Annotated in this window: 21 protein-coding genes; 13 read left to right on the forward strand and 8 right to left on the reverse strand. The window is 57.3% G+C overall.

Annotated elements, in window-relative coordinates; genetic code table 11:
* Window positions 1-14: 14 nt before the first annotated feature.
* Together dapE and ACF8PE_RS02970 are read right to left on the reverse strand one after the other, a co-directional pair.
* Complete coding sequence (gene dapE, locus ACF8PE_RS02965; RefSeq protein ID WP_032613034.1) at window positions 15-1142, reverse strand: succinyl-diaminopimelate desuccinylase; 1128 nt, start codon at window positions 1140-1142, stop codon at window positions 15-17.
* A 3-nt stretch (window positions 1143-1145) separates the two neighbouring features.
* On the reverse strand, window positions 1146-1502 hold the full coding sequence (locus tag ACF8PE_RS02970; RefSeq protein WP_032613032.1) for an ArsC family reductase: 357 nt from the start codon (window positions 1500-1502) through the stop codon (window positions 1146-1148).
* A gap of 388 nt (window positions 1503-1890) precedes the next feature.
* Here ACF8PE_RS02970 and ypfM point away from each other — a divergent pair, with 388 nt between their 5' ends.
* The gene (ypfM, locus tag ACF8PE_RS02975) at window positions 1891-1950 is read left to right on the forward strand and encodes a protein YpfM (protein ID WP_015572204.1); all 60 of its coding nucleotides are present in this window, start codon (window positions 1891-1893) and stop codon (window positions 1948-1950) included.
* Between the two features lie 107 nt (window positions 1951-2057).
* Here the strand turns inward: ypfM and acrD are convergent, their stop codons facing one another.
* Window positions 2058-5171, reverse strand: a complete 3114-nt coding sequence (gene acrD / locus ACF8PE_RS02980; RefSeq protein ID WP_059307424.1) for a multidrug efflux RND transporter permease AcrD — start codon at window positions 5169-5171, stop codon at window positions 2058-2060.
* A 199-nt stretch (window positions 5172-5370) separates the two neighbouring features.
* Window positions 5371-7065 (reverse strand): nitrate/nitrite two-component system sensor histidine kinase NarQ, encoded by a 1695-nt coding sequence (gene narQ, locus ACF8PE_RS02985; RefSeq protein ID WP_392494552.1) that lies wholly within the window; start codon window positions 7063-7065, stop codon window positions 5371-5373.
* Between the two features lie 217 nt (window positions 7066-7282).
* Here narQ and aegA point away from each other — a divergent pair, with 217 nt between their 5' ends.
* From aegA to ACF8PE_RS03000, 3 genes are all read left to right on the forward strand, one after another.
* Entirely contained in the window at window positions 7283-9244 is a 1962-nt protein-coding gene (gene aegA / locus ACF8PE_RS02990) for a formate-dependent uric acid utilization protein AegA (RefSeq protein ID WP_392494554.1), read from the forward strand.
* Window positions 9245-9317: 73 nt separating this feature from the next.
* Window positions 9318-9887: a GDP-mannose pyrophosphatase NudK gene (nudK, locus tag ACF8PE_RS02995; protein WP_371320507.1), complete on the forward strand. Its 570-nt coding sequence runs from the start codon at window positions 9318-9320 to the stop codon at window positions 9885-9887.
* Between the two features lie 123 nt (window positions 9888-10010).
* Window positions 10011-11054 carry a DUF1176 domain-containing protein gene (locus tag ACF8PE_RS03000; protein WP_392494555.1) on the forward strand — a complete coding sequence of 348 codons (1044 nt, stop codon included), beginning with the start codon at window positions 10011-10013 and terminating at the stop codon, window positions 11052-11054.
* 73 nt (window positions 11055-11127) lie between these two features.
* Here ACF8PE_RS03000 and tkt read toward each other — a convergent pair whose 3' ends face one another.
* Window positions 11128-13116 carry a transketolase gene (gene tkt, locus ACF8PE_RS03005; protein WP_032613022.1) on the reverse strand — a complete coding sequence of 663 codons (1989 nt, stop codon included), beginning with the start codon at window positions 13114-13116 and terminating at the stop codon, window positions 11128-11130.
* 19 nt (window positions 13117-13135) lie between these two features.
* Window positions 13136-14086 carry a transaldolase gene (gene tal, locus ACF8PE_RS03010; RefSeq protein ID WP_032613020.1) on the reverse strand — a complete coding sequence of 317 codons (951 nt, stop codon included), beginning with the start codon at window positions 14084-14086 and terminating at the stop codon, window positions 13136-13138.
* Window positions 14087-14377: 291 nt separating this feature from the next.
* On the opposite strand from tal, the gene maeB reads away from it, so the two are divergent.
* On the forward strand, window positions 14378-16657 hold the full coding sequence (maeB, locus tag ACF8PE_RS03015; protein ID WP_032613018.1) for an NADP-dependent oxaloacetate-decarboxylating malate dehydrogenase: 2280 nt from the start codon (window positions 14378-14380) through the stop codon (window positions 16655-16657).
* A gap of 238 nt (window positions 16658-16895) precedes the next feature.
* Here maeB and hemF read toward each other — a convergent pair whose 3' ends face one another.
* Window positions 16896-17795 (reverse strand): oxygen-dependent coproporphyrinogen oxidase, encoded by a 900-nt coding sequence (hemF, locus tag ACF8PE_RS03020; protein WP_392494557.1) that lies wholly within the window; start codon window positions 17793-17795, stop codon window positions 16896-16898.
* On the reverse strand, window positions 17795-18670 hold the full coding sequence (amiA, locus tag ACF8PE_RS03025) for an N-acetylmuramoyl-L-alanine amidase AmiA (protein ID WP_032613002.1): 876 nt from the start codon (window positions 18668-18670) through the stop codon (window positions 17795-17797). Before amiA ends, hemF begins: the two co-directional genes overlap by 1 nt.
* Before the next feature lie 213 nt (window positions 18671-18883).
* Here amiA and ACF8PE_RS03030 point away from each other — a divergent pair, with 213 nt between their 5' ends.
* From ACF8PE_RS03030 to cysA, 8 genes are all read left to right on the forward strand, one after another.
* Window positions 18884-19309, forward strand: a complete 426-nt coding sequence (locus ACF8PE_RS03030) for a GNAT family acetyltransferase (RefSeq protein ID WP_032613000.1) — start codon at window positions 18884-18886, stop codon at window positions 19307-19309.
* Window positions 19296-19745: a DUF2919 domain-containing protein gene (locus ACF8PE_RS03035; RefSeq protein ID WP_032612998.1), complete on the forward strand. Its 450-nt coding sequence runs from the start codon at window positions 19296-19298 to the stop codon at window positions 19743-19745. Before ACF8PE_RS03030 ends, ACF8PE_RS03035 begins: the two co-directional genes overlap by 14 nt.
* A gap of 62 nt (window positions 19746-19807) precedes the next feature.
* Window positions 19808-20383 (forward strand): RpoE-regulated lipoprotein, encoded by a 576-nt coding sequence (locus ACF8PE_RS03040; RefSeq protein WP_032612996.1) that lies wholly within the window; start codon window positions 19808-19810, stop codon window positions 20381-20383.
* 92 nt (window positions 20384-20475) lie between these two features.
* The gene (locus ACF8PE_RS03045) at window positions 20476-21375 is read left to right on the forward strand and encodes a Dyp-type peroxidase (RefSeq protein ID WP_130588423.1); all 900 of its coding nucleotides are present in this window, start codon (window positions 20476-20478) and stop codon (window positions 21373-21375) included.
* Between the two features lie 164 nt (window positions 21376-21539).
* Window positions 21540-22556 (forward strand): sulfate ABC transporter substrate-binding protein, encoded by a 1017-nt coding sequence (locus tag ACF8PE_RS03050; RefSeq protein ID WP_392494559.1) that lies wholly within the window; start codon window positions 21540-21542, stop codon window positions 22554-22556.
* Window positions 22556-23389 (forward strand): sulfate/thiosulfate ABC transporter permease CysT, encoded by an 834-nt coding sequence (cysT, locus tag ACF8PE_RS03055; RefSeq protein WP_032612989.1) that lies wholly within the window; start codon window positions 22556-22558, stop codon window positions 23387-23389. Before ACF8PE_RS03050 ends, cysT begins: the two co-directional genes overlap by 1 nt.
* A complete protein-coding gene (gene cysW, locus ACF8PE_RS03060; protein ID WP_032612987.1) occupies window positions 23389-24264 on the forward strand; it encodes a sulfate/thiosulfate ABC transporter permease CysW in 876 nt (291 codons plus the stop codon). The genes cysT and cysW overlap by 1 nt, the downstream gene beginning before the upstream one ends.
* The gene (cysA, locus tag ACF8PE_RS03065; protein WP_059307433.1) at window positions 24254-25348 is read left to right on the forward strand and encodes a sulfate/thiosulfate ABC transporter ATP-binding protein CysA; all 1095 of its coding nucleotides are present in this window, start codon (window positions 24254-24256) and stop codon (window positions 25346-25348) included. The genes cysW and cysA overlap by 11 nt, the downstream gene beginning before the upstream one ends.
* Window positions 25349-25425 lie beyond the last annotated feature (77 nt).

A 25425-nucleotide genomic window follows, 5' to 3' on the forward strand; every position in this document is an offset into this window, starting at 1 on the left:
CTTTGGGGCAGCCGTCAGGCGACGAGCTGCTCCATAATACGTTGATACATACGGGCCAGCAGTTGCAAATCAGCTGCATTCACGCATTCATTGATTTTATGAATGGTGGCATTCACCGGCCCAAGTTCGACCACCTGCGCACCCATACGGGCAATAAAGCGTCCGTCGGATGTGCCGCCCGTGGTCAGCAGTTGCGGTTTAATTTCATTATAGTGCGCGATAGCATTAACCACCGCATCAACCAGCTTACCGCGCCCGGTCAGGAACGGCTGGCCAGAAATCCACCAGTCAATGCTGTAGCGCAGCTGGTGTTTCTCCAGCAGGGCTACGACGCGGGCTTTGATCATTTCGTCCGTCAGCTCGGTGCTGAAGCGGAAGTTAAACTGCACAAACAGGTCGCCGGGGATGACGTTGTTGCTGCCGGTACCGGCCTGGATATTGGCAATCTGCATGCTGGTCGGCGGGAAGTAGTCGTTGCCCTTGTCCCACTCGATCCCCACCAGCTCGTTGAGCATAGGTGCGGCGCGGTGTACCGGGTTATCAGCCAGATGCGGATAGGCTACGTGACCCTGCACGCCGTGAATGGTCAGGTTACAGGTCATAGAGCCGCGACGGCCATTTTTAACCACGTCACCCACCACTTCGGTGCTGGATGGCTCGCCCACCAGGCAATAATCCAGGCGTTCGTTGCGCGCCATCAGCGTTTCCACCACCTTCACGGTGCCGTTTTTAGCGCTGGCCTCTTCATCAGAGGTGATTAAAAACGCCAGACGGCCTTTATGATTCGGGTATTGCGCCACGAAGCGTTCGGCGGCAACCACCATCGCTGCCAGCGAACCTTTCATGTCTGCCGCGCCGCGCCCAAACAGCATGCCGTCACGGATGGTTGGTTCGAAGGGGGGATTGATCCAGCGGTCAGCGTCACCGGCTGGCACCACATCAGTATGTCCGGCAAAAGCCAGCGTTTCGCCCTGACCGCGCCAGGCCCAGAAATTTTGCGTATCGCCAAAATCCATAGGTTCGACGGTAAAACCAATCGCCCGCAGGCGTTCGATCATCAGCGCCTGACAACCTGCATCGTCCGGGCTAAGGGAGGGGCGGCGAATAAGCTGCTGAGTCAGCTCAATGACCGGGCATGACATAGACTACACCTCAATAAAATAGGTTTGGTATTGGTTTTCGTTAAAACCCAGCAGCATAGGCTTACCGGGCGCCCAGAGCAATGGGCGTTTGATGATTGCTGGCATTTCAAGCATTAAGGCGGCCGCGCTATCGGCATTGTTAATGCTTGCTCGCAGTGTCTCATCCAGTTTGCGCCAGGTAGTGCCGCGGGTGTTCAGCAGGGCTTCCCAGCCCAGCTCAGCAATGAATTTCTGCATCAATTCAGCATCAAGACCGTCGGCGCGATAGTCATGAAAACGGTAATCAACGTTGTTGGTCTCCAGCCAGCGGCGGGCTTTTTTTATGGTGTCGCAATTTTTGATGCCGTACAGGGTGATCATGGTGAATCCTTTTGTCTTAATAGCGAGCAATTGCTCAGTATTTTCGATGGTGTAGCGAATGCGAAAATATAACACGTTTGTTTTATGACTTTATTTTATATTCTGACCTGACATAGATAATGTACAGGTTATGAATATTATTTCATCTTTTACGCATAGAAGTCCATGTGCTAAAAACTGGTGAAAGAACAGCCACTAAATAACTTTTTCACCCTTTATTAAGGTTATTTCAAAATATTGCAGTTGGTCACATAAAATTTATCGGACTGGCCCCATATTATCTACAAGCCAGTCGTACCAACGGGGGTAGAGCAGTATCACTGATCAAAAAATCTTCACAACGATGATATATTCTCGTAGAATGGCCATAATAATAAGAGAGGTAGTTATGATTGAACGTGAACTGGGGAACTGGAAAGATTTTATCGAAGGTATGCTTCGTAAATGACATTCAGGAAGTAATGCAAGAGCACTTAATTAGCTGAATAACAATAGTGTGAAAATAAACACACAAAAAAGGCGGCCGGTAAGGACGCCTTTTTCTTTTTCAATATCTTATTTCCGTCGTTCCTTTAATGGGAAACGTCGCCGCACCAGCACAAAGAACAGCGGAACAAAGTAAATGGCGAGGACGGTCGCAGAGATCATCCCACCCATTACCCCGGTTCCCACCGCGTGCTGGCTGCTCGAACCCGCACCCGAGCTGGTCGCCATCGGCAACACACCGAAGACAAACGCCAGCGAGGTCATCAGAATCGGACGCAGGCGCTGGCGACAGGCGTCAAGGGTCGCAGCCAGTAAATCCTGACCCTTCTCGTTCATCTCGTTGGCAAACTCGACAATCAGAATGGCGTTCTTCGCCGACAGGCCAATGACCGTTAACAGCCCGACCTGGAAGTAGACGTCGTTTTCCAGCCCGCGCATCCAGGTGGCGAGCAGAGCACCAATCACCCCCAGCGGCACCACCAGCATCACCGAGAACGGCACCGACCAGCTCTCATACAGGGCCGCCAGACAGAGGAACACCACCAGCAGCGACAGGGCATACAGCGCCGGCGCCTGGGCACCGGACAGACGCTCCTGATAGGACATCGCGGTCCACTCAAGGCCAAATCCGGCAGGTAGCTGCTGCACCAGGTTTTCCATCACATCCATAGCGGTACCGGTACTGACCCCCGGCGCGGCCTCACCGACAATTTCTACCGCCGAATAGCCGTTGTAGCGTTCCATACGCGGCGACCCGGTTTCCCAGCGTGAGGTGGCGAATGCCGAGAAGGGCACCATCCCGCCGTCTTTGTTCCGCACGTACCACATGTTGATATCGTCCGGCAGCATGCGGTATTTAGCCGCCGCCTGCACGTAGACCTTTTTCACGCGGCCCCTATCCATAAAGTCATTAACGTAGCTCGAACCCCATGCGGTTTGCAGGGTGTCGTTAATATCGTCGATAGAGACGCCCAGCGCCTGCGCCTTGCGCTGGTCGATATCAATCTGCAGCTGTGGGCTGTCATCCAGACCGTTGTGGCGCACGCGGGTGAGGGAAGGATCTTCCCCGGCCAGCTCCAGCAGGCGGTCGCGTGCGGCCATCAGTGCCGTATGCCCGGCCCCGGCGTGATCCTGCAGCTCCATGTCAAAGCCTGCCGAACTGCCCAGTCCGCTGATTGCCGGTGGGCTGCTGGCGAAGACTCGCGCCTCTTTAATGCGGCTGAAGGCTTTAGTCGCGCGCTCGATAATGGCAAACGAACTGCCCGTTTCGGCATCGCGCGCATCCCAGTCCTTCAGGCGCACGAACATACGCGCCACGTTCTGCCCGTTCCCGCCAGGGCCAGAGCCTACGGTGGCAAAGACCGACAGTACGTTATCTTTCTCTTTGGTGAAGAAATAAGACTCGACCTGCTGGACCACCTTCAGGGTTTGCTGTTGGGTCGAGCCGCTGGGTAACTGCACCGAGGTAATAAACATGCCCCGGTCCTCCAGGGGCAGGAATGAGGTAGGCAGACGCAGGAACAGGAATACCATGCCGCCCAGCAGAAGGACGTAGATCAGCACCCAGCGCAGGCTGCGGTGCAGGATGCGTCCGACACCCGCCTCGTAGCGCGCGGCGTTGCGGTCAAACATGCGGTTGAACCAGCCGAAGAACCCTTTCTGGCCGTGCTGTTCGCCCTTATGCAACGGTTTGAGCAGGGTAGCGCACAGCGCCGGGGTAAGGATCATCGCCACCAGCACCGACAGGACCATTGCCGCAACGATGGTGATCGAGAACTGGCGGTAGATGGCACCCGTGGTGCCGCCAAAGAAGGCCATCGGCACGAACACCGCCGACAGCACCATGGCAATACCGACCAGCGCCCCCTGGATCTGCTTCATCGATTTTCGCGTCGCTTCGCGCGGGGTTAGCCCCTCTTCGCTCATGATGCGTTCAACGTTTTCCACCACCACGATGGCGTCATCCACCAGCAGGCCTATCGCCAGCACCATCGCAAACATGGTGAGGGTGTTGATGCTATAGCCAAAGGCGTAAAGCACCGTGAAGGTGCCCATCAGCACCACCGGTACGGCGATGGTCGGGATCAGCGTCGCGCGGAAGTTTTGCAGGAACAGGTACATCACCAGGAACACCAGGGCAATAGCTTCCAGCAGGGTTTTCACCACATCCTCAATCGAGGCTTTCACGAAAGAGGTGGTTTCGTAGGCAACTTTGTATTCAAGGCCGTGCGGGAAAAAGTGCGACAGCTCATCGAGGCGGTTGATGACCAGTTCAGCCGTGGCCATCTCGTTAGCCCCGGAGGCCAGCTTGACCCCCAGCCCGGAGGCTGGTTTACCGTTAAAGCGGCTCAGGTAGTCGTACTTCTCGGCACCCATTTCCACGGTGGCGACATCGCCCAGCCGCACTTCCGAACCATCCTGGTTAACGCGCAGGGTGATATCGCGGAACTGTTGCGGGGTTTGCAATAGCGACTGGGAGTTGATGGTGGCGTTCAGCGCCTGCTTATCAACGGACGGCGTACCGCCCAACTGGCCGACCGCAATCTGCGCATTTTGTGATTCGATGGCGTCGGTGACGTCTTTTACCGTCATCTGGAAACTGTTCAACTTCGCCGGATCGAGCCAGATGCGCATTGAGTATTGTGAGCCGTAGGCGTCGATATCCCCCACGCCGTTGATGCGGCTGAGCGGATCCTGAATATTACTGGCAACATAGTCAGCGATATCCTGCTTATCCATCGAGCCGTCGGTGGAGACAAAGGCGATGGTCAGAATGTTGGTATCGCCGGTTTTACGCACCGTCACGCCCTGATTCTGCACCGCCTGCGGCAGCTTGCGCAGCGCAGACTGTAGCTGGTTTTGCACCTGTTGCACCGCTTCATCCGGGTCCGCGCCAGCGGTAAAGCTCAGCGTGACCGTCGCCTGCCCGGTGGCGCTGCTCTGGGAGGACATATACATCAGGTTATCGAGACCGGTCATGTTCTGCTCGATCACCTGGGTGACGGTGTTCTCAAGCGTTTGTGCGGATGCCCCCGGATAGTTAGCCGTGATCCGCACATTAGGCGGAGCCAGATCCGGGTACTGCTCAACAGGAAGGGAAAAAATGGCCAGCGTGCCGGTCAGGCACAACAGAATTGCCAGCACCCAGGCAAAAATGGGGCGATCGATGAAAAAATTCGCCATTAAAATAAGACCTCGTTTTGCTGCGCGTCGTCATTGTAAATTGCCCGCATAACTCTAGCGGCAAGGCGGATGTCAAACGTGGAGAAATAAAGGAGATAATGTAAATTATCATGCGCTTTATCCGCGCGATTCCCCCTGTGAAGCGGTGAGTATTATCCATCCTCATGGCTGACTGGTGACTTTCCGCCTGATTTTACCGTTATTTACCCTCCGTACCGGCTGACGAGCGGAAACAGACGCTGACCTCCGTCCCTCCCCCCGGCGGCTGCGAGAAGTGCAGGGTGCCCCCCAGCCTGTCGGCACGCTCCCGCATAATGTTCAGACCGTAGTGACCCGGCGGCTCGCTGGCGTCGCCAATGCCGATCCCGTCGTCGCGGATGTTCACCCTGTGGCTGCCGTCCGGCGCAGTGACACAGTTGACCTGAATATCGCTGGCCTGGGCGTGCTTGATGGCGTTCAGCACCGCCTCGCGCACAATCTGTAGCAGGTGTACCTGCATCTGGGCGTCCAGCGCCAGGGAGGAGAGCTGACAGTCGAGACTCAGTTTTGCACGGGTCTGCTTTTGCAGATCGTCCAGCGTCTCCTGTAACGCGGCGGGCAGGTTGGCCTGGTTCAGCGTCAGCCGGAAGGTGGTGAGTAGCTCGCGCAGCTGACGGTAAGCGGCATTTAACGCCCGGGAGAAATCGGTGATGATCGCCTGCGCGGCGTCGTTCTCGTCCGGCACCGCATGTTTAAGCAGCGTCAGTTGGATGCGCAGATACGACAGCACCTGTGCCAGCGAGTCGTGCAGTTCGCGGGCGATGGTGGCGCGCTCCTCCATCAGCAGCAGCTGGTGGTAATGTTTTTGCGCCTGGTTGGAGAAAAGGCCGCGCCCGAGCATGGTGGCGACGCTTTTCATCAGCGGTATCGGGACGGCGCGCTGCTCGCTTTGCCAGCGCAGCTCACCGAACCGGGTATCCAGCATAATCACCGGCAGCACCTGCGTCTCAAGGTGCTCCCTTGTCTCGCCCTCCTGCATTTTCCAGCCGTCGCTGGTATGCAGCGCCAGCCAGCTGATCCCGGTATATTCGCGCACGGTTTGCAGGATATGACGGAAACAGTGGCTGTCGATTTTGCTGGTGTTCATCGCCTGCGAGCAGGTAAACAGCATCTCCAGCTGCTGATGGGCTTCGTGCAGGTGGTGAGTCTTCTCTTCGACCGAAATTTCCAGCGAGCGATACAGGCTGTGCAGCTCGGTCGCCATATGGTTAAAGGTGCGGGAGAGCAGGCCAAGCTCGTTTGGCAGATCGGTATCCGGCACCGGGGTATCAAACCGGCCTTGCTCAATGTGCTGGCTGGAGGCGACCAGGTGATTGAGTGGGGCAACCACCTGCTGGCGGATCCGGCGCAGCGTGCTGAACGCCAGCAGGATAATGCCGATCCCACCGGCAAAGGAGATGGCGAACACCAGCTGGATTTTATGTTCGGCGTAATGCTGCAGGGAGAGCACAAAGGCGTCGATACGTGCTACATACTCATCCATATGGTTCTGATACCAGGTGTAATCGCCCTGCGCGAGCTTTTCGTCCACGCCTTGCCACGCCAGCTGCAACAGGTGATAGCGCTGTTGAACCTCATCGGGCACGTACCAGCTTTTTAGGGTGAGTAGCGCGGGGGCGTTCAGCGTGTGCTGCCAGGCCTGCCGATGGGCCAGCAGATCGGCATTACCCCGCTGCATATCGTAACCCAGGCGATAGCTCTGCATCCGCAATGACCCCGCCAGGTTGATCGCTTCGGCGTCACGCTGGCTGCTGGCGAGGGTAAACAGCGCAATCGCGCTCGTCAGAAGTGACAGGGCAATAATGGCGAAAAAGGCCCGGGCAAGAGTGCGTGAAACCGGTTGTTTGACTATCACAAATCGCGTCCTGAGCTAATACGAAGTAGGCCTGATAAGCGTTTCCGCAGGGGAATGAAACGTAATTTCATCAGGAATGAAATTAATTGATCTGACACAGGTTCAGGCAAAATAGTTCGTGTTCCTGGGCAATTGAACATTGCCTCAACCCGTTGCGGTCGGTAAATAATTTATTCATATAAAGAATAAGGTTATTCAGCCCAGCGGGGGAACCGTGATGAATCATTTTATTATGGCAAACAGCCAGCTCTGCATTGGATGTCGTGCCTGCGAAGTGGCGTGCGTCATGGCGCATCATAATGAACAACATGCTCTTAGCGCGCGCCATTTTACCCCTCGCATCACCGTGGTGAAAGAGGGCAACAAACACAGCGCCGTTACCTGTCACCACTGTGAGAACGCCCCCTGTATACAAAGCTGCCCGAACGGTGCTATCGGCCGGATGCGCGACAGTGTGCAGGTGGATGAACAGAAGTGTATCGGCTGTAAAGCCTGTGTCGTGGCCTGCCCGTTCGGCACCATGGAGGTGGTCACCACGGCGCAGGCGGCCACCGCGCAAAAGTGCGATCTCTGTCTGGATCGCCCCCAGGGACCGGCTTGTGTGGCGAACTGCCCGGCGGATGCCCTGTCGCGGGTCACGCCCGATACCCTGAACCAGTTGGCCCGCACGCGACGGGTGCGCGCGGCGCGTCACGAGGCCCAGCCGTGGCAGACCGGGGAGGCGGCCACGTCCCGGAAGATGAGCAAACGCGAGCGTATGTTTGCCCTGGCCGCGCGCGGCGAGCCGGATAAACGCTCTCCCGAAGCGCGTAGGGATAATTTCGACGAAATCTATCTGCCCTTCAGTGCGGTGCAGGCGCAGCGAGAGGCTGACCGCTGCCTGACCTGCGGGGAGCATTCGGTGTGCGAATGGACCTGCCCGCTGCATAACCATATTCCCCAGTGGATCGAGCGAGTGAAAGCCGGAGATATCGACGCCGCGGTGGAGTTATCCCATCAGACCAACTGCCTACCGGAGATTACCGGGCGGGTCTGCCCTCAGGACAAATTGTGCGAAGGAGCCTGCACGGTGCGGGACGTGGCCGGGTCGGTGACCATAGGCAACATTGAACGCTATATCTCCGACCAGGCGCTGGCGAAGGGCTGGCGGCCCGATCTGAGCCACGTCACGCCCGTCAATAAGCAGGTCGCCATCGTCGGTGCCGGTCCTGCCGGGCTGGCATGCGCCGATGCGTTAATCCGCCGCGGCATTCGCGTCACGGTCTTTGATCGCCACCCGGAGATTGGCGGCCTGCTTACCTTCGGCATTCCCGCCTTTAAGCTGGATAAATCGCTGCTGGCCCGTCGTCGGGAGATCTTCACTGCGATGGGCATTCGCTTCGAGCTTAACTGCGAGGTGGGTAAGGATATCCCGCTGGCGCAGCTGCTCAGCGAGTACGATGCCCTGTTTGTGGGCGTGGGCACCTACCGTTCGATGAAGGCGGGCATACCCCATGAAGAGGCACCCGGCGTCTACGATGCGCTGCCGTTCCTGGTGGGCAACACCCGACAGCTCATGGGGCTGCCGCCGTCGGGGGAGGAACCCTTTATTGATACCGCCGGGCTGAACGTGGTGGTGCTGGGCGGCGGCGATACGGCGATGGACTGCGTGCGCACCGCGCTGCGCCATGGGGCTGCCAGCGTCACCTGCGCCTACCGTCGGGATGAGGCCAACATGCCGGGGTCGAAAAAAGAGGTCAAAAATGCCCGGGAAGAGGGGGCTGTCTTTGAATTTAACGTGCAACCGGTGGCGCTGACCCTGGAGGATACCGGACGGGTTAACGGCATTCGCCTGCTGCGCACCCGGCTGGGTGAGCCGGATGCCCAGGGACGCCGCCGCCCGGTGCCTGTCGACGGTAGCGAGTTTGTGATGCCTGCCGATGCGGTAATTATGGCCTTTGGCTTCAACCCGCATGGGATGCCCTGGCTACAGGCGCAGGGCGTGGAGGTGGATGCGTGGGGGCGGATCGCGGCAAGCGTTGAGACGCGCTACCGCTATCAAACCACCAATCCGCAGATCTTTGCCGGTGGCGATGCGGTGCGGGGGGCCGATCTGGTGGTGACGGCGATGGCGGAAGGGCGACACGCCGCCCAGGGGATCGCCGACTGGCTTGGCGTCGATGCGCCCGCCGCGCATTAACCTGACGGACGACAACGCGGGCTTCACAGCGTAGTATGACCAGCATGTTTTGCGCTATGGAGCCTGTGTAACCTTGAAAATTGAACTGATTAAAGACAAGTGCCTCTCGGATAACTATTTCATTCTGCGCAACCTGACTTACGATTTGACGCGGCGTAACGGCGAAGTGGTGCGCCACAAACGTGAAGTCTACGATCGGGGCAACGGCGCAACTGTCCTGCTCTATAACCCGCAGAAGCAGAGCGTGGTGCTGATTCGCCAGTTCCGTATCGCCACCTGGGTGAATGGCAATCCCGACGGGCGATTGATTGAAACCTGTGCCGGACTGCTGGATAACGACGAGCCGGAAGTCTGCATTCGTAAAGAGGCGATCGAAGAGACCGGTTTTATTGTCGGTGAAGCGCGTAAGGTGTTTGAGCTGTACATGTCTCCCGGTGGGGTGACGGAAATCGTCCATTTCTTCGTGGCAGAATACAGCGACGCACAGCGCGCGGGTAAAGGCGGCGGCATAGAAGATGAAGAGATCGAGGTGCTGGAGCTGCCCTTTAGCGAGGCGCTATCGATGGTACAATCGGGTGAAATCCGGGACGGCAAAACGGTGATACTCTTACAGTATTTGCGCAGTTCCGGGTTAATGGGTTGATCTTATTATTTTTCATAAGATGTATTTTATATAAATCTATCCGATAAATCCGATTGAGTAAGCCCGGCCTGAGCAGGAAGATACGGTTTGTTTGTCAGTTTTGCTTCCGGGATCCTGCTATTCATGCGTCACAGCCTTTTTCTTATCTTTATGCTCAGCGTGCTGCCCGCAACTCTGGTTCAGGCGGCACCTGCACAGCAGTTGTTTACTGACTGGCAGGTGACCTGCAACAACCAGAACTTTTGCATTGCGCGCAATACCGGTGAGCATAACGGGCTGGTGATGACCCTGAGCCGCAGCGCCGGGGCGAAAACCGATGCGGTGCTGCGTATCGATCTCGGCGGGCTGGCGACCATTGATCCCAAAGCACCCGCCATTGCGTCTCGCTTACTGCTCGACGGCGAGCCACTGCAACTTGCGCCTCCGCACTGGCAGGTGACCCCCTGGCGTCTGACCACCGATCATGCCGCCACCATTACTGCCTTGCTGACCACGCTTCAGCAAAAAAAAGCGATCACCCTCGCGAATGGCAAGCAGGTTATTTCCCTTGATGGACTGAAAGAGGCGCTGCAGTTTATCGACGCCCAGCAAAAGCGTGGCGGGAGTGAAACCGCGTGGATCAATAAAGGCGCTCAACCGCCGCTCAGCGTACCGCCTGCCCCTGCTCTGAAAGAGGTGGCCGTGGTTAACCCAACCCCCACACCTTTAACCCGCGAGGAACGCAGCGATCTTACCGACTATGGCTCCTGGCGCATTAACAGCAGCCAGTGTTCGCTCGATCCGGCACGACGTGAAGTGCGGGTCACCGCCTTAACCGATGACAAAGCGCTGCTGATGATCAGCTGTGAGGCAGGGGCCTATAACACCGTCGATTTGGCCTGGCTGGTGTCGCGTAAAAAGCCCTTTGCCTCCCATCTCGTGCGTCTGCGCCTGCCTTTTATGCCGTCGAGCGACAGCAGCGAGATGGAGTTAATGAATGCCAGCTTCGATGAAAAAAACCGCGAGTTGACGACCCTGGCTCTGGGGCGCGGGATTGGCGACTGCGGGATCCAGACGCGCTGGCGTTTCACCGGGCAGCGTTTCCGTCTGGTGCGGTATGCGGAAGAGCCGACTTGTGATAACTGGCATGGGCCAGACGCGTGGCCGACGTTGTGGATCACACGATGAAAGCAAAACGGTAACCACAAGGTTACCGTTTTTTGTTGGTTCCCTCTCCCGGAAGAGAGGGTAGCACAGGCACTTACAGCAACGCCTGCGCCTTCTCTACCACGTTCTCGACGGTAAAGCCGAAGAACGGGAACAGCTTCTCGGCAGGCGCCGATTCGCCATAACCGGTCATGCCGACGATCGCCCCCTTCAGACCGACATATTTGTACCAGTAATCCGCGATACCCGCTTCGACCGCTACACGTGCCGTGACATCCGACGGCAGTACCGACTCGCGGTACGCTTCATCCTGGGCATCAAAGATATCCGTTGAAGGCAGCGACACCACCCGCACCGCATGACCTTCCGCGGTCAGCTTCTCCGCCGCCTTGACGGTGATCTCCATCTCCGACCCGGTAGCAATCAGAATCAGATCCGGTTTGCCGCCGCTGTCTTTCAGGATGTACCCCCCGCGGGCAATATTTTTTACCTGCTCCGGCGTGCGCTCGATCTGCGCCAGATTCTGGCGCGACAGGATCAGCGCCGTCGGGCCGTTATGGCGTTCTACCGCCAGCTTCCAGCCCACCGCCGCCTCAACCTGATCGCATGGACGCCAGGTACTGAAGTTTGGCGTCAGGCGCAGGCTGGCCAGCTGTTCCACCGCCTGGTGGGTCGGGCCATCTTCACCCAGCCCGATGGAGTCGTGGGTATAGACCATGATCTGCCGGGCCTTCATCAGTGCCGCCATACGCGCGGCATTACGCGCATATTCCACGAACATCAGGAAGGTGGCGGTATAAGGCACAAACCCGCCGTGATGGGCGATACCGTTGGCAATGGCGGTCATGCCGAACTCACGCACCCCGTAGTGGATATAGTTCCCGGCGATATCTTCTTTCAGCGAGGTGGAGCCAGACCAGATGGTCAGATTACTCGGGGCCAGATCCGCTGAGCCGCCCAGCAGCTCGGGCAGGATGGGGCCAATGGCGTTCAGGGTATTCTGCGACGCCTTACGGGTCGCGATTTTCGCCGGGTTGGCCTGTAAGTTCTCAATCAGCGCCTGCGTTGTCTCTTCCCAGTTCTCCGGCAGGCCACCACTCATGCGACGGCTGAACTCGGCCGCCAGCTCCGGGTGCGCTTTCTGGTAGGCGGCAAATTTGTCGTTCCAGGCCGCCTGCGCTTTTTCGCCCTCCTCACGGGCATCCCAGGCTTTGTAGATCTCTTTCGGGATCTCAAAGGCAGGGTATTTCCAGCCCAGCTTCTGACGGGTGAGCGCCACTTCCTCTTCGCCCAGCGCCGCGCCGTGGGATTCTTCTTTGCCGGCTTTGTTCGGCGAACCAAATCCGATGACCGTACGACAGATAATCAGCGACGGTTTATCGGTCACGCTTTGCGCTTCAAGAATGGCCGCTTTCAGCGCCTCTGGATCGTGGCCGTCAATCTCATGCACCACGTGCCAGTGATAGGCTTCAAAGCGTTTTGCCGTGTCGTCAGTGAACCAGCCCTCGGTCTCGCCGTCGATGGAGATGCCGTTGTGATCGTAGAAGCCGATCAGTTTGCCCAGCCCCAGCGTGCCCGCCAGAGAACAGACCTCGTGAGAGATCCCCTCCATCAGACAGCCATCGCCCATAAAGACATACGTGAAGTGATCGACAATCTCATGATCCGGCTGGTTAAACTGCGCCGCCAGCGTGCGCTCGGCAATCGCCAGCCCGACCGCATTCGCCAGCCCCTGACCCAGCGGGCCGGTGGTGGTCTCCACCCCGGGCGTATAGCCAATCTCCGGGTGACCCGGGGTTTTCGAGTGCAGCTGGCGGAAGTTTTTCAGCTCCTCAAGCGGCAGGTTATAGCCGGAGAGGTGCAGCAGGCTGTAGAGCAGCATTGACGCGTGGCCGTTAGAGAGAATAAAACGGTCGCGGTCGTACCACGTTGGATCGTTAGGGTTATGCTTCAGGAAATCATTCCACAAGACTTCAGCGATATCGGCCATGCCCATTGGTGCGCCTGGATGACCGGAATTGGCTTTTTGCACGGCATCCATGCTGAGGGCGCGAATGGCATTGGCTAACTCTTTACGGGACATAGTTCACTCCATGGCAAGGTTACAGTTTGGCGGCGAGCAGATCTTCGAGTTTGCGTTGGTCGACCGCGAAGAGACGGATCCCTTCTGACAGCTTATCGACCGCCATGGCGTCCTGATTATGCTCCCAGCGGAATTCGGCTTCGGTCATAGGTTTGGGTTTAGGCAACACGGTTGATGATGGTACCAGGCGGCGGATGACCTCCTCCTCTTTATCCTGCAGCTCCTGCAACAGGTTAGGGGAGATGGTCAGTCGATCGCAGCCGGTGAGAGCCAGGATCTGCTCGGTCCGGCGGAAGCTGGCGCCCATCACGATGGTTTCGTAGCGGTGCTGCTTATAGTAATCGTAGATATTGCGTACCGATTTCACGCCGGGATCTTCCTCGACGACGTACGGGTCCATTGGCTGGCGGGCCTGATACCAGTCGTAAATACGCCCGACAAACGGAGACACCAGGAACACTCCGGCTTCGGCGCAGGCGCGTGCCTGAGCAAAGGAGAACAGCAGCGTCAGGTTGCAGTTAATTCCCTCTTTCTCCAGCACCTCGGCGGCGCGGATCCCCTCCCAGGTGGAGGCCAGCTTGATCAGAATGCGCGATTTATCAACATCCTGCTCCTCGTAGAGCTGCACAATATGTCGCGCTTTGGCGATGCTTTTCTCCTGGTCAAAGGAGAGTCGGGCATCCACTTCGGTCGAGACGCGTCCCGGAATGCTTTTCAGAATTTCGCTACCAATATTGACCGCGAGCTTATCGCTGGCCTCAGCGACCTGTTGCTCTTTGGTTTTTCCCCGCCCTTTGCCGTAGGCAATCGCGTCGTCAATCAGATGCGAGAAGTGCGACAGCCCGGCGGCTTTCAGCAGCAGCGACGGGTTGGTGGTCGCATCCTGTGGTTGGTAATGGCGGATGGATTCGATATCACCACTGTCAGCAACGACCGTGGTGAATTGTTTGATGCCGTCTAGTTGGTTCATAAATGATTACTCCTTGGAAATAAAAGAGTTGATTGAGTGTGTTAGATCACACTTCTGCGAAATTCGCGATGTACTTAACAAAAAAGCATAGCAGACGGACATGGTCTTGCTTCGCTGGGCAGGTAACATGATTGTTATAAATTGCTAACAATTTTTGTTTTTTTGATGGTGAGACTTTGGCAGCCTTCAAAGTTTGAACCGCAGGCAGCAGCGATACTATCCGCCACCCAGGGTGAACTCAGACCATAACAACATCACCCATTTTGAACGACACGCTAAAGGAACCTTACAATGGACGAGCAGTTAAGACAGAGCGCCCTCGATTTTCATGAATTTCCCGTACCCGGCAAAATTCAGGTCTCTCCTACCAAGCCCCTCGCAACCCAGCGTGACCTGGCGTTAGCCTACTCGCCGGGCGTTGCCGCACCGTGCCTTGAGATCGAAAAAGATCCGCTGGCGGCCTACAAATACACGGCCCGTGGCAACCTGGTGGCGGTGATCTCCAACGGCACCGCAGTGCTGGGACTGGGCAATATCGGGGCGCTGGCCGGTAAACCGGTGATGGAAGGCAAGGGCGTGCTGTTCAAGAAATTTGCCGGTATCGACGTGTTTGATATTGAAGTGGATGAGCTTGACCCGGACAAATTCATTAACGTGGTGGCCGCGCTGGAGCCGACGTTTGGCGGCATCAACCTCGAGGACATCAAAGCGCCGGAATGTTTCTATATCGAGCAGAAACTGCGTGAACGCATGAACATTCCAGTCTTCCACGACGATCAGCACGGGACGGCGATCATCAGTACCGCCGCCATTCTGAACGGCCTGCGGGTGGTGGAGAAGAATCTTTCTGACGTGCGCATGGTGGTTTCTGGCGCGGGCGCGGCAGCCATCGCCTGTATGAACCTGCTGGTGGCGCTGGGGATGCAGAAGCACAACATCGTGGTCTGCGACTCCAAAGGGGTTATTTACAAAGGCCGCGAGGCCAATATGGCCGAAACCAAAGCCGCCTACGCCGTTGACGACGACGGCAAGCGCAGCCTGGCAGATGTCATGGACGGCGCGGATATCTTCCTCGGCTGCTCAGGCCCGAAAGTGCTGAATGAAGAGATGGTGATGAAGATGGCGCGTGCGCCGCTGATCCTCGCTCTGGCAAACCCGGAACCGGAGATCCTGCCGCCACTGGCGAAAGCCGTGCGCCCGGATGCCATCATCTGCACCGGCCGTTCTGATTACCCGAACCAGGTGAATAACGTTCTCTGCTTCCCGTTCATCTTCCGTGGCGCGCTGGATGTCGGTGCCACCGCCATCAACGAAGAGATGAAGCTGGCGGCGGTTCATGCCATTGCTGAGCTGGCCCATGCGGAGCAGAGCGAAGTGGTGGCCTCCGCCTATGGCGATCAGGATCTGAGCTTCGGCCCGGACTACATCATTCCTAAACCCTTTGATCCACGCCTGATTGTCAAAATCGCGCCAGCGGTGGCGAAGGCGGCGATGGACTCCGGCGTGGCAACGCGCCCGATCACCGACTTCGACGCCTATGTCGATAAGCTGACCGAGTTCGTCTACAAAACCAACCTGTTCATGAAGCCGATTTTCTCCCAGGCGCGTGCAGATGCGAAACGCGTGGTGCTGGCGGAAGGGGAGGAGGCGCGTGTCCTGCACGCCACTCAGGAGCTGGTGAGCCTGGGGCTGGCCAAACCGATCCTGATTGGTCGTCCGAGCGTGATCGAGATGCGTATCCAGAAGCTGGGCCTGCAAATTAAAGCGGGCGTGGACTTTGAGATCGTCAACAATGAATCCGATCCGCGCTTCAAGGAGTACTGGAATGAGTATTACGCCATCATGAAACGTCGGGGGATCACCCAGGAGCAGGCCCAGCGGGCAGTGATCAGCAATACTACGGTGATCGGCGCGATCATGGTTCACCGTGGCGAAGCCGACGCGCTGATCTGCGGCACCATTGGTGACTATCATGAGCATTTCAGCGTGGTGCAGGAGATCTTCGGCTATCGCGAAGGCGTACATACCGCCGGGGCGATGAACGCCCTGTTACTGCCGAGTGGTAACACCTTCATTGCTGATACCTACGTCAATGACGATCCGACCCCGGAAGAGCTGGCTGAAATCACGGTGATGGCGGCAGAAACGGTGCGTCGCTTTGGTATTGAACCGAAAGTAGCGCTGCTGTCGCACTCCAACTTTGGCTCGTCCAAATCGGCAGCTGCCTGCAAAATGCGTGAGACTTTAGCGTTGGTCCGCGAGCGCGCGCCTGAGCTGATGATCGACGGTGAGATGCACGGCGATGCCGCTCTGGTGGAGAGCATCCGTAACGAGCGGATGCCGGACAGCCCGTTGAAAGGCTCTGCCAACGTGCTGATCATGCCGAATGTCGAGGCGGCGCGTATCAGTTATAACCTGCTGCGCGTCTCCAGTTCGGAAGGGGTGACCGTCGGGCCGGTGCTGATGGGCGTGGCGAAACCGGTGCACGTATTGACCCCGATTGCCTCCGTGCGCCGTATTGTGAACATGGTGGCGCTGGCGGTGGTTGAGGCGCAGACGCAGCCGCTGTAACCCCTCACCCTAACCCTCTCCCCATAGGGGAGAGGGGACTGTACGGAGTCGTCTTTTCACCTTCGCCTCTTTTGGGGTGAGGGGACTGCACGGAGCCGTTTTTTCGCCCTTGCCCGTTTGGGGACAGGGGACTGCACGGAGCCGTCTTTTCTCCCTCGCCCCTTTGGAAAGAGGGGACTGCACGGAGCTATCTTTTCTCCCTCGCCCCTTTGGGGAGAGGGCCGGGGTGAGGGGATTTTTAAACCCAGTCCCGAACCCGAATAAACTCTTTCAGGGCAGCCTCGCGGCTGCCTTCTTTCGGATCAAAGTTATACTCCCAGCGCACCAGTGGCGGCATCGACATCAGAATCGACTCCGTGCGCCCACCGGTTTGCAGGCCGAACAGCGTGCCACGGTCCCACACCAGATTAAATTCCACGTAACGTCCACGGCGATAGAGCTGGAACTCGCGCTCGCGCACGCCGTAATCGTGGTCTTTACGCCGCTCGACAATCGGCAGATAAGCGTCGGTAAAGCCATTGCCCACCGCCTGCATAAAACTGAAGGCAGTATCAAAATCCGGCGTATTCAGATCGTCAAAGAACAGCCCGCCAATGCCACGCTGCTCGTCCCGGTGCTTCAGGTAGAAATACTCATCGCACCAGTTCTTGTATTTCGGGTAGACGTCCTCACCAAAGGGCTGGCACAGGTCGTGCGCGGTCTGGTGCCAGTGGATAGCGTCCTCTTCAAACCCGTAGAAAGGCGTTAAGTCGAAGCCGCCGCCAAACCACCATACCGGATCGGCACCCGGTTTTTCGGCGATAAAGAAGCGCACGTTGGCATGGCTGGTGGGCACGAACGGGTTGTGCGGATGCACCACCAGTGAAACCCCCATCGCTTCAAAGCTGCGGCCCGCCAGCTCCGGGCGGTGTGCAGTGGCCGAGGCGGGCATGGCGTCGCCGTGTACGTGAGAAAAATTCACGCCGGCCTGCTCGAACACGCCGCCATTGCGCAGCACGCGGCTGCGCCCGCCGCCACCGGCTTCGCGCTGCCACTCATCCTGTTGAAAATCACCGCCATCGACGGCGCTCAGTTTCTGGCAAATGGCATCCTGCAACTGGAGCAGGAAGGTTTTAACCAGCTGTGCGTTGGGTTTCATTAACGTTTCCTGGAGTGCGCTTTCTGGTTATCGAACCAGTTGAAGTAACTGATGATCCCGGAGGCAATCGCGTTGGCGATCTTCTGGCGAAACGCCTTCGTGCCCAGCAGTCGCTCTTCTTCGGGATTCGTGATGAAGGAGGTTTCTACCAGTACGGAGGGAATCGACGGAGATTTCAGTACCACGAACGCCGCCTGCTCGGTGCCTTTGCTGTGCAGACGGTGCACCGGCTTAATCTTCTTCAGAATATGCGAGCCGAGGGTCAGGCTGTTTTTTATGGTGTCGGTCTGAACGAGATCGAACAGCACCTGCTGGAGCAGATGATCTTTGTCGGTGGTTTTCTTTCCGGCCACTTCATCCGCCCGGTTTTCACGGTCGGAAAGGTATTTTGCCATGGCGCTACTGGCACCCCGATTGGAAAGGGCAAATACCGATGCACCTGCCGCCGAGGGGTTAGTGAAGCCGTCTGCGTGAATCGACATAAACAGATCCGCGCCGTGCTTGTGGGCAATCTCTACGCGGTCATACAGCGGAATAAAGGTATCGCCGGAACGGGTCAGGCGGGCGTCAATGCCATTGCTGCGTAAAATCGACCGGACGTTTTTTGCAATCGCCAGTACAACATGTTTCTCTTTAGAGCCGTTGCGGCCAATGGCACCGGTATCAATACCGCCGTGGCCCGGATCGAGCATCACCAGACGCTTTGAACCGGGTTTTTTGGTCTTTGGCTTGCTGTGTCCGTTACTGGTTTTTAGCGTGCTCTCGTCTTTTGCCTGAGCCTGCTTTGCAATGCCCGTTAACGTCAATGCCGCCAGCCCCGCTTTAAGAACCTGACGACGCGATGTGAGTGTTTTTAAGGGTTTGAATGTGCTCATGCGGCCTGAAATGTAAAAAATGAGTGTCCTGGTGTTATATCGTATCGTCTTTCCCGTTACGACAGTCCGTGTGGTGAATTGTTTTACTTTTCATTTCAATACGTGACAAAGTGCCATTATGCCAAATTTCCTGACCTTTTTCGCTGCATATTGGCGAAAGAGGGCGTTCGCGTCATAATCACTGTTTTTGAACCCAAAAAGGCGGTTAATACCATGGAGATACGCGTTTTTCGCCAGGCAGACTTCGAAGAGGTGATCACCCTTTGGGAGCGCTGCGAGCTACTGCGACCGTGGAACGATCCTGAGATGGACATTGAGCGTAAGCTCAATCACGACGTCAGTCTATTTCTGGTTGCGGAGGTCAATGGCGAAGTGGTGGGTACGGTGATGGGCGGCTACGACGGGCATCGCGGCTCGGCGTACTACCTGGGCGTCCACCCGGAGTTTCGTGGGCGTGGCATAGCCAACGCGCTGCTCAATCGTCTGGAAAAGAAACTGATCGCCCGCGGCTGCCCAAAAATTCAGATCATGGTGCGTGAAGATAACGACATGGTGCTGGGAATGTACGAGCGCCTCAACTATGAACATGCCGACGTGCTAACGCTGGGCAAACGTCTGATCGAAGATGAAGAGTATTGATTTTCACCCTGGCGACTATGACAGCCACGGCCGGGTTCGCCTGCCGTTCCTGTTCTGGTGCGTGCTGCTGCTTCAGGCGCGCACCTGGGTGTTGTTCGTGCTGGCGGGGGCCTCCCGCGATCAGGGCAATACCCTGCTGAACCTGTTTTATCCCGATCATGATAACTTCTGGCTCGGGCTGCTGCCGGGGATCCCGGCGGTGCTGGCCTTTTTACTGAGCGGGCGGCGCCATCGGGTGCCGCGCCTGTGGCGGGCGCTGCGCTGGCTGCTGATCCTCGCCCAGGTTGTACTGCTGGGCTGGCAACCTTTGCTGTGGCTACAGGGTGAAGCGCTGAGTGGCATCGGTATTGCCCTGCTGGTGGCCGATATCGTGGCGCTGCTGTGGCTGTTGACCCATCCCCGTCTGCGCGCCTGTTTTACGCCTGAGCAAGATTAAACGGCACTTTTTAGCGATGCTGCACTCCAACAAGCGTCAAATTAACCAGAAAGGATCTCCCGATGAAATCGCTGCGTTTACTATTATGCGCGCTCCCCGTTGTCCTGACGGGCTGTTCAACGCTCTCCGCCGTGAACTGGTCTGCGGCTTATCCCTGGAACTGGTTCGGCTCTTCCACCGAGGTAACCGAGCAGGGCGTAGGCAATCTCACCGCCGACACGGCGCTGGAACAGAGCGCCATCGAATCGGCGTTAGGCGGTGATTACCGTCTGCGCAGCGGCATGAGAACGCAAAATGGCACCATCATTCACTACTTTGAAGCATTGAAAGATGACCAACTGGCGCTGGTGATTAACGGTGATAAATCCACTGTCGGGCGCATTGAGGTGCTGGACACTGAAATCGAAACCGACAAAGGGGTGAAGATTGGTACGCCGTTCAGCGACCTGTATCAGAAAGCCTATGGTAACTGCATCAGCGTGCCTGCCGACGACAACGTGACGGTAGAGTGTAAAGCTGAGGGCAGCCAGCATATCAGCTACCAGTTCAGCGGAACCTGGAACGGCCCGGAAGGGTTAATGCCTTCTGACGACACCCTGAAAAGCTGGAAAATCAGCAAAATTATCTGGCAGCAGTAAATTGCGTCTGGACAAGCCGCCTCGTTAAAAAAGCGGGTATAATCGCCGCCAACCATGCCACGACGACGTGGCATTTTTTTTCAGGAGGAGCGATGTCTCAGGTTCAGAGTGGCATTTTGCCAGAACATTGCCGCGCGGCGATTTGGATCGAAGCCAATGTTAAAGGGGATATCGATGCCCTGCGTGCGGCCAGCAAAATTTTTATCGATAAACTGGCCACCTTCCAGGTCAAATTCCCGGATGCCCACTGCGGCGCGGTGGTCGCGTTCGGTCATAACGTCTGGCGTCAGCTGAGCAGTGGGGAAGGGGCCGAAGAGCTGAAAGACTTTGTCCCTTACGGCAAAGGCCTGGCGCCGGCCACGCAGTACGACGTGCTGATCCATATTCTCTCCCTGCGTCACGACCTGAACTTCTCCATTGCCCAGGCCGCAATGGCCGCCTTTGGCGACTGCATTGAAGTAACAGAAGAGATCCATGGTTTCCGCTGGGTGGAAGAGCGCGACCTGAGCGGCTTCGTTGACGGTACCGAAAACCCGGCAGGGGAAGAGACGCGCCGTGAAGTAGCGGTCATCAAAGACGGCGTGGACGCAGGCGGCAGCTACGTGTTCGTCCAGCGCTGGGAGCACAACCTCAAGCAGCTTAACCGCATGAGCGTATCCGATCAGGAGATGATGATTGGCCGCACCAAAGAGGCTAACGAAGAGATCGACGGCGACGCGCGCCCGGCAACCTCGCACCTGAGCCGTGTTGATCTGAAAGAAGACGGCAAAGGGCTGAAGATTGTGCGCCAGAGCCTGCCATACGGCACCGCCAGCGGTACGCATGGCCTGTACTTCTGCGCCTACTGTGCCCGTCTGTATAACATCGAACAGCAGCTGCTGAGCATGTTCGGCGATACCGACGGCAAGCGCGACGCCATGCTGCGCTTCACGAAGCCAGTGACTGGCGGTTACTATTTTGCCCCGTCCATCGAGCGTCTGCTGGCGCTGTAAGAACGCCCTCGCCCTGACCCTCTCCCTAAAGGGGAGAGGGGATAAATGCCTTATTCCCTTTTCTGCTTCTAAATCACCAAACGGTATATAAAACCGTTACTCCTTTAGTACTCGTTATAAATATGATGACCCTAAGAAAATCATCACAACGCTTAGGGTGCGCAATGGCCGTTACTGTACTGAAAAAAGGATCTCTGGTGCTGGCAGCTTCAGTGTTGCTGGTCGCTCAGGCGCAGGCAACCGAACTGCTGAACAGCTCTTACGACGTCTCCCGCGAGCTGTTTGCCGCCCTGAACCCGCCGTTTGAACAACAGTGGGCCAAAGAGAACAACGGCGACAAGCTGACCATCAAACAGTCTCACGCCGGTTCTTCCAAACAGGCGCTGGCGATCCTGCAGGGGCTAAAAGCGGATGTGGTGACGTACAACCAGATTACCGACGTGCAGATCCTGCATGACAAAGGCAAGCTGCTCCCGGCTAACTGGCAGAGCCGTCTGCCGAACAACAGCTCGCCGTTCTACTCCACCATGGGCTTCCTGGTGCGTAAGGGCAACCCGAAAAACATTCACGACTGGAACGACCTCGTGCGTTCTGACGTAAATCTCATTTTCCCGAACCCGAAAACCTCCGGCAACGCCCGTTATACCTATCTGGCTGCCTGGGGCGCTGCAGACAAAGCTGACGGCGGCGATAAAGCCAAAACCGAGCAGTTCATGACCCAGTTCCTGAAAAACGTAGAAGTGTTTGATACCGGCGGCCGCGGCGCGACCACCACCTTCGCGGAACGCGGTCTGGGCGATGTGCTGATCAGCTTTGAATCGGAAGTTAACAACATCCGTAAACAGTACGAAGCGCAGGGCTTCGAAGTGGTTATTCCGAAAACCAACGTGCTGGCGGAGTTCCCGGTGGCGTGGGTAGATAAAAACGTCAAGGCCAACGGCACTGAGAAAGCGGCGAAAGCGTATCTCAACTATCTGTACAGCCCGCAGGCGCAGACGGTGATCACCGATTACTACTATCGCGTCAACAACCCGGACGTGATGAACAAGCTGAAAGACAAGTTCCCGCAGACCGAGCTGTTCCGCGTGGAAGAGCATTTTGGCTCCTGGCCTGAAGTGATGAAAACGCACTTCACCAGCGGGGGTGAGTTAGACAAATTGTTGGCGGCGGGGCGTAAGTAATGTTTGCAGTTTCCTCCAGACGTGTGCTGCCAGGCTTTACCTTAAGCCTCGGGACCAGCCTGCTGTTCGTCTGTCTGATTTTGTTGTTACCGCTCAGCGCGCTGGTGGTCCAGCTCTCGGAGATGAGCTGGTCCCAGTACTGGGAGGTGATCAGCAACCCGCAGGTGGTGGCGGCCTATAAGGTGACGCTGCTGTCGGCATTTGTGGCCTCGATTTTCAACGGCGTTTTCGGCCTGCTGATGGCGTGGATCTTAACCCGCTACCGCTTCCCGGGCCGCACGCTGCTGGATGCACTGATGGATTTACCCTTCGCGCTGCCCACCGCCGTGGCCGGTTTAACCCTGGCCTCGCTGTTCTCCGTGAATGGCTTTTACGGTGAGTGGCTGGCGAAGTTTGATATCAAGGTGACTTATACCTGGCTTGGCATTGCGGTAGCGATGGCCTTTACCAGCATCCCGTTTGTGGTGCGTACCGTCCAGCCGGTGCTGGAGGAGTTAGGCCCGGAATATGAAGAAGCGGCGGAAACCCTGGGTGCCACGCGCTGGCAGAGCTTCCGTAAGGTGGTGCTGCCTGAACTGTCTCCGGCGCTACTGGCGGGCGTGGCATTGTCGTTTACCCGCAGCCTCGGCGAGTTCGGCGCGGTGATCTTCATCGCCGGGAATATCGCGTGGAAAACGGAAGTGACCTCGCTGATGATTTTTGTGCGTTTGCAGGAGTTTGATTACCCGGCGGCAAGTGCGATCGCCTCGGTGATCCTCGCCGCGTCGCTGCTGCTGCTGTTCTCGATTAACACTCTGCAAAGTCGCTTTGGTCGACGTGTGGTAGGTCACTGATGGCGGAAGTTACTCAATTGAAGCGCTATGACGCACCCCGCATCAACTGGGGAAAATGGTTTCTGATTGGCACAGGCATGCTGGTGTCGGTGTTTATTCTCGTCGTGCCGATGGTCTACATCTTTGTTCAGGCGTTCAGTAAAGGGCTGATGCCCGCGCTGCAAAACCTCGCCGACCCGGACATGCTGCATGCCATCTGGCTGACGGTGATGATTGCCCTGATTACCGTGCCGGTGAACCTGGTGTTTGGCATCCTGTTGGCCTGGCTGGTGACGCGCTTTAACTTCCCGGGCCGCCAGCTCTTGCTGACCCTGCTGGATATTCCTTTTGCCGTGTCGCCAGTGGTGGCCGGTCTGGTGTATCTGCTGTTCTATGGCTCCAACGGCCCGCTGGGCGGCTGGCTGGATGAGCATAACTTACAGATCATGTTCGCCTGGCCGGGCATGGTGCTGGTGACGATCTTTGTGACCTGTCCGTTTGTGGTGCGCGAGCTGGTGCCGGTGATGCTCAGCCAGGGCAGTCACGAAGACGAAGCGGCGGTACTGCTGGGCGCATCCGGCTGGCAGATGTTCCGCCGCGTGACCTTACCGAACATCCGCTGGGCGCTACTGTATGGCGTGGTGCTGACGAACGCCCGCGCGATTGGTGAATTTGGCGCGGTGTCAGTGGTCTCCGGGTCTATCCGCGGCGAAACCCTGTCGCTGCCGTTACAGATTGAATTGCTGGAGCAGGACTATAACACCGTCGGTTCCTTTACCGCCGCAGCCCTGCTGACGCTGATGGCTATTTTGACCCTGTTTTTAAAGAGTATGGTGCAGTGGCGTTTAGAGAATCAGGCAAAACGCCAGCATCAGGAGGGAAATCATGAGCATTGAGATTGCCAATATTAAGAAGTCCTTTGGTCGCACCCAGGTGCTGAACGATATCTCGCTGGATATCCCTTCCGGGCAAATGGTGGCGTTGCTGGGGCCGTCTGGCTCCGGGAAAACCACTTTGCTGCGTATTATCGCCGGTCTGGAACATCAAACCAGCGGGCATATCCGCTTCCACGGCACCGACGTCAGCCGCCTGCATGCGCGCGACCGTAAGGTGGGCTTTGTATTCCAGCATTACGCCCTGTTCCGCCATATGACGGTGTTCGACAACATCGCCTTTGGCCTGACGGTGCTGCCGCGCCGCGAGCGTCCCGATGCGGCGACTATCAAGGCGAAAGTGACCAAACTGCTGGAGATGGTGCAGCTGGCACATCTGGCAGACCGTTATCCGGCCCAGCTTTCCGGCGGACAGAAACAGCGCGTGGCGCTGGCTCGCGCGCTGGCGGTGGAGCCGCAAATCCTGCTGCTGGATGAACCCTTCGGCGCACTGGATGCTCAGGTACGTAAAGAGCTGCGACGCTGGTTGCGTCAGCTGCACGAAGAGCTGAAATTCACCAGCGTCTTCGTTACCCACGATCAGGAAGAGGCGATGGAAGTGGCCGATCGGGTCGTGGTGATGAGCCAGGGGAATATTGAGCAGGTCGATGAGCCAGAACAGCTCTGGCGCGAACCGGCGACCCGTTTTGTGCTCGAATTTATGGGCGAAGTGAACCGCCTGCAAGGCAATATTCGCGGCGGTCAGTTTCACGTTGGTGCCCATCGCTGGCCACTGGGTTACACCCCTGGCTATCAGGGGCCGGTAGATCTGTTCCTGCGCCCATGGGAAGTGGACGTCAGCCGTCGCACCAGCCTCGACTGCCCGCTGCCGGTACAGGTGCTGGAAGCCAGCCCGAAAGGTCACTATACCCAACTGGTGGTGCAGCCGCTGGGCTGGTACAGCGAACCGCTGACGGTAGTGATGCGTGACGAAGAGCCGCCACACCGCGGCGAACGTCTGTTTGTTGGCCTGCAGCATGCGCGCATTTATCACGATAAGGAGCGCATCGAGACGCGGGGAGATCTTGCTCTGGCGGAATCTGCCTGATAGGTTATTGACCATGTTTATCGCCCGGTGGCGCTACGCTTACCGGGCCTACACGAGCACGGACGTAGGCCGGGTAA

It is taken from the genome of Leclercia sp. GLN_9 (assembly GCF_043105735.1).
In the GTDB taxonomy this organism is placed as follows: Bacteria; Pseudomonadota; Gammaproteobacteria; order Enterobacterales; family Enterobacteriaceae; genus Enterobacter; species Enterobacter adecarboxylatus.

What these genes read in the sequence shown, in the direction of transcription:
- cysW (WP_032612987.1), top strand. Translation starts at nt 23,389, where the DNA reads ATGGCGGAAGTTACTCAATTGAAGCGCTATGACGCACCCCGCATCAAC.
- ACF8PE_RS02970 (WP_032613032.1), bottom strand. Translation starts at nt 1,502, where the DNA reads ATGATCACCCTGTACGGCATCAAAAATTGCGACACCATAAAAAAAGCC.
- tkt (WP_032613022.1), bottom strand. Translation starts at nt 13,116, where the DNA reads ATGTCCCGTAAAGAGTTAGCCAATGCCATTCGCGCCCTCAGCATGGAT.
- ACF8PE_RS03040 (WP_032612996.1), top strand. Translation starts at nt 19,808, where the DNA reads ATGAAATCGCTGCGTTTACTATTATGCGCGCTCCCCGTTGTCCTGACG.
- hemF (WP_392494557.1), bottom strand. Translation starts at nt 17,795, where the DNA reads ATGAAACCCAACGCACAGCTGGTTAAAACCTTCCTGCTCCAGTTGCAG.
- ACF8PE_RS03035 (WP_032612998.1), top strand. Translation starts at nt 19,296, where the DNA reads ATGAAGAGTATTGATTTTCACCCTGGCGACTATGACAGCCACGGCCGG.
- maeB (WP_032613018.1), top strand. Translation starts at nt 14,378, where the DNA reads ATGGACGAGCAGTTAAGACAGAGCGCCCTCGATTTTCATGAATTTCCC.
- ACF8PE_RS03050 (WP_392494559.1), top strand. Translation starts at nt 21,540, where the DNA reads ATGGCCGTTACTGTACTGAAAAAAGGATCTCTGGTGCTGGCAGCTTCA.
- acrD (WP_059307424.1), bottom strand. Translation starts at nt 5,171, where the DNA reads ATGGCGAATTTTTTCATCGATCGCCCCATTTTTGCCTGGGTGCTGGCA.
- dapE (WP_032613034.1), bottom strand. Translation starts at nt 1,142, where the DNA reads ATGTCATGCCCGGTCATTGAGCTGACTCAGCAGCTTATTCGCCGCCCC.
- ACF8PE_RS03000 (WP_392494555.1), top strand. Translation starts at nt 10,011, where the DNA reads ATGCGTCACAGCCTTTTTCTTATCTTTATGCTCAGCGTGCTGCCCGCA.
- cysA (WP_059307433.1), top strand. Translation starts at nt 24,254, where the DNA reads ATGAGCATTGAGATTGCCAATATTAAGAAGTCCTTTGGTCGCACCCAG.
- ACF8PE_RS03030 (WP_032613000.1), top strand. Translation starts at nt 18,884, where the DNA reads ATGGAGATACGCGTTTTTCGCCAGGCAGACTTCGAAGAGGTGATCACC.
- tal (WP_032613020.1), bottom strand. Translation starts at nt 14,086, where the DNA reads ATGAACCAACTAGACGGCATCAAACAATTCACCACGGTCGTTGCTGAC.
- ACF8PE_RS03045 (WP_130588423.1), top strand. Translation starts at nt 20,476, where the DNA reads ATGTCTCAGGTTCAGAGTGGCATTTTGCCAGAACATTGCCGCGCGGCG.
- amiA (WP_032613002.1), bottom strand. Translation starts at nt 18,670, where the DNA reads ATGAGCACATTCAAACCCTTAAAAACACTCACATCGCGTCGTCAGGTT.
- aegA (WP_392494554.1), top strand. Translation starts at nt 7,283, where the DNA reads ATGAATCATTTTATTATGGCAAACAGCCAGCTCTGCATTGGATGTCGT.
- cysT (WP_032612989.1), top strand. Translation starts at nt 22,556, where the DNA reads ATGTTTGCAGTTTCCTCCAGACGTGTGCTGCCAGGCTTTACCTTAAGC.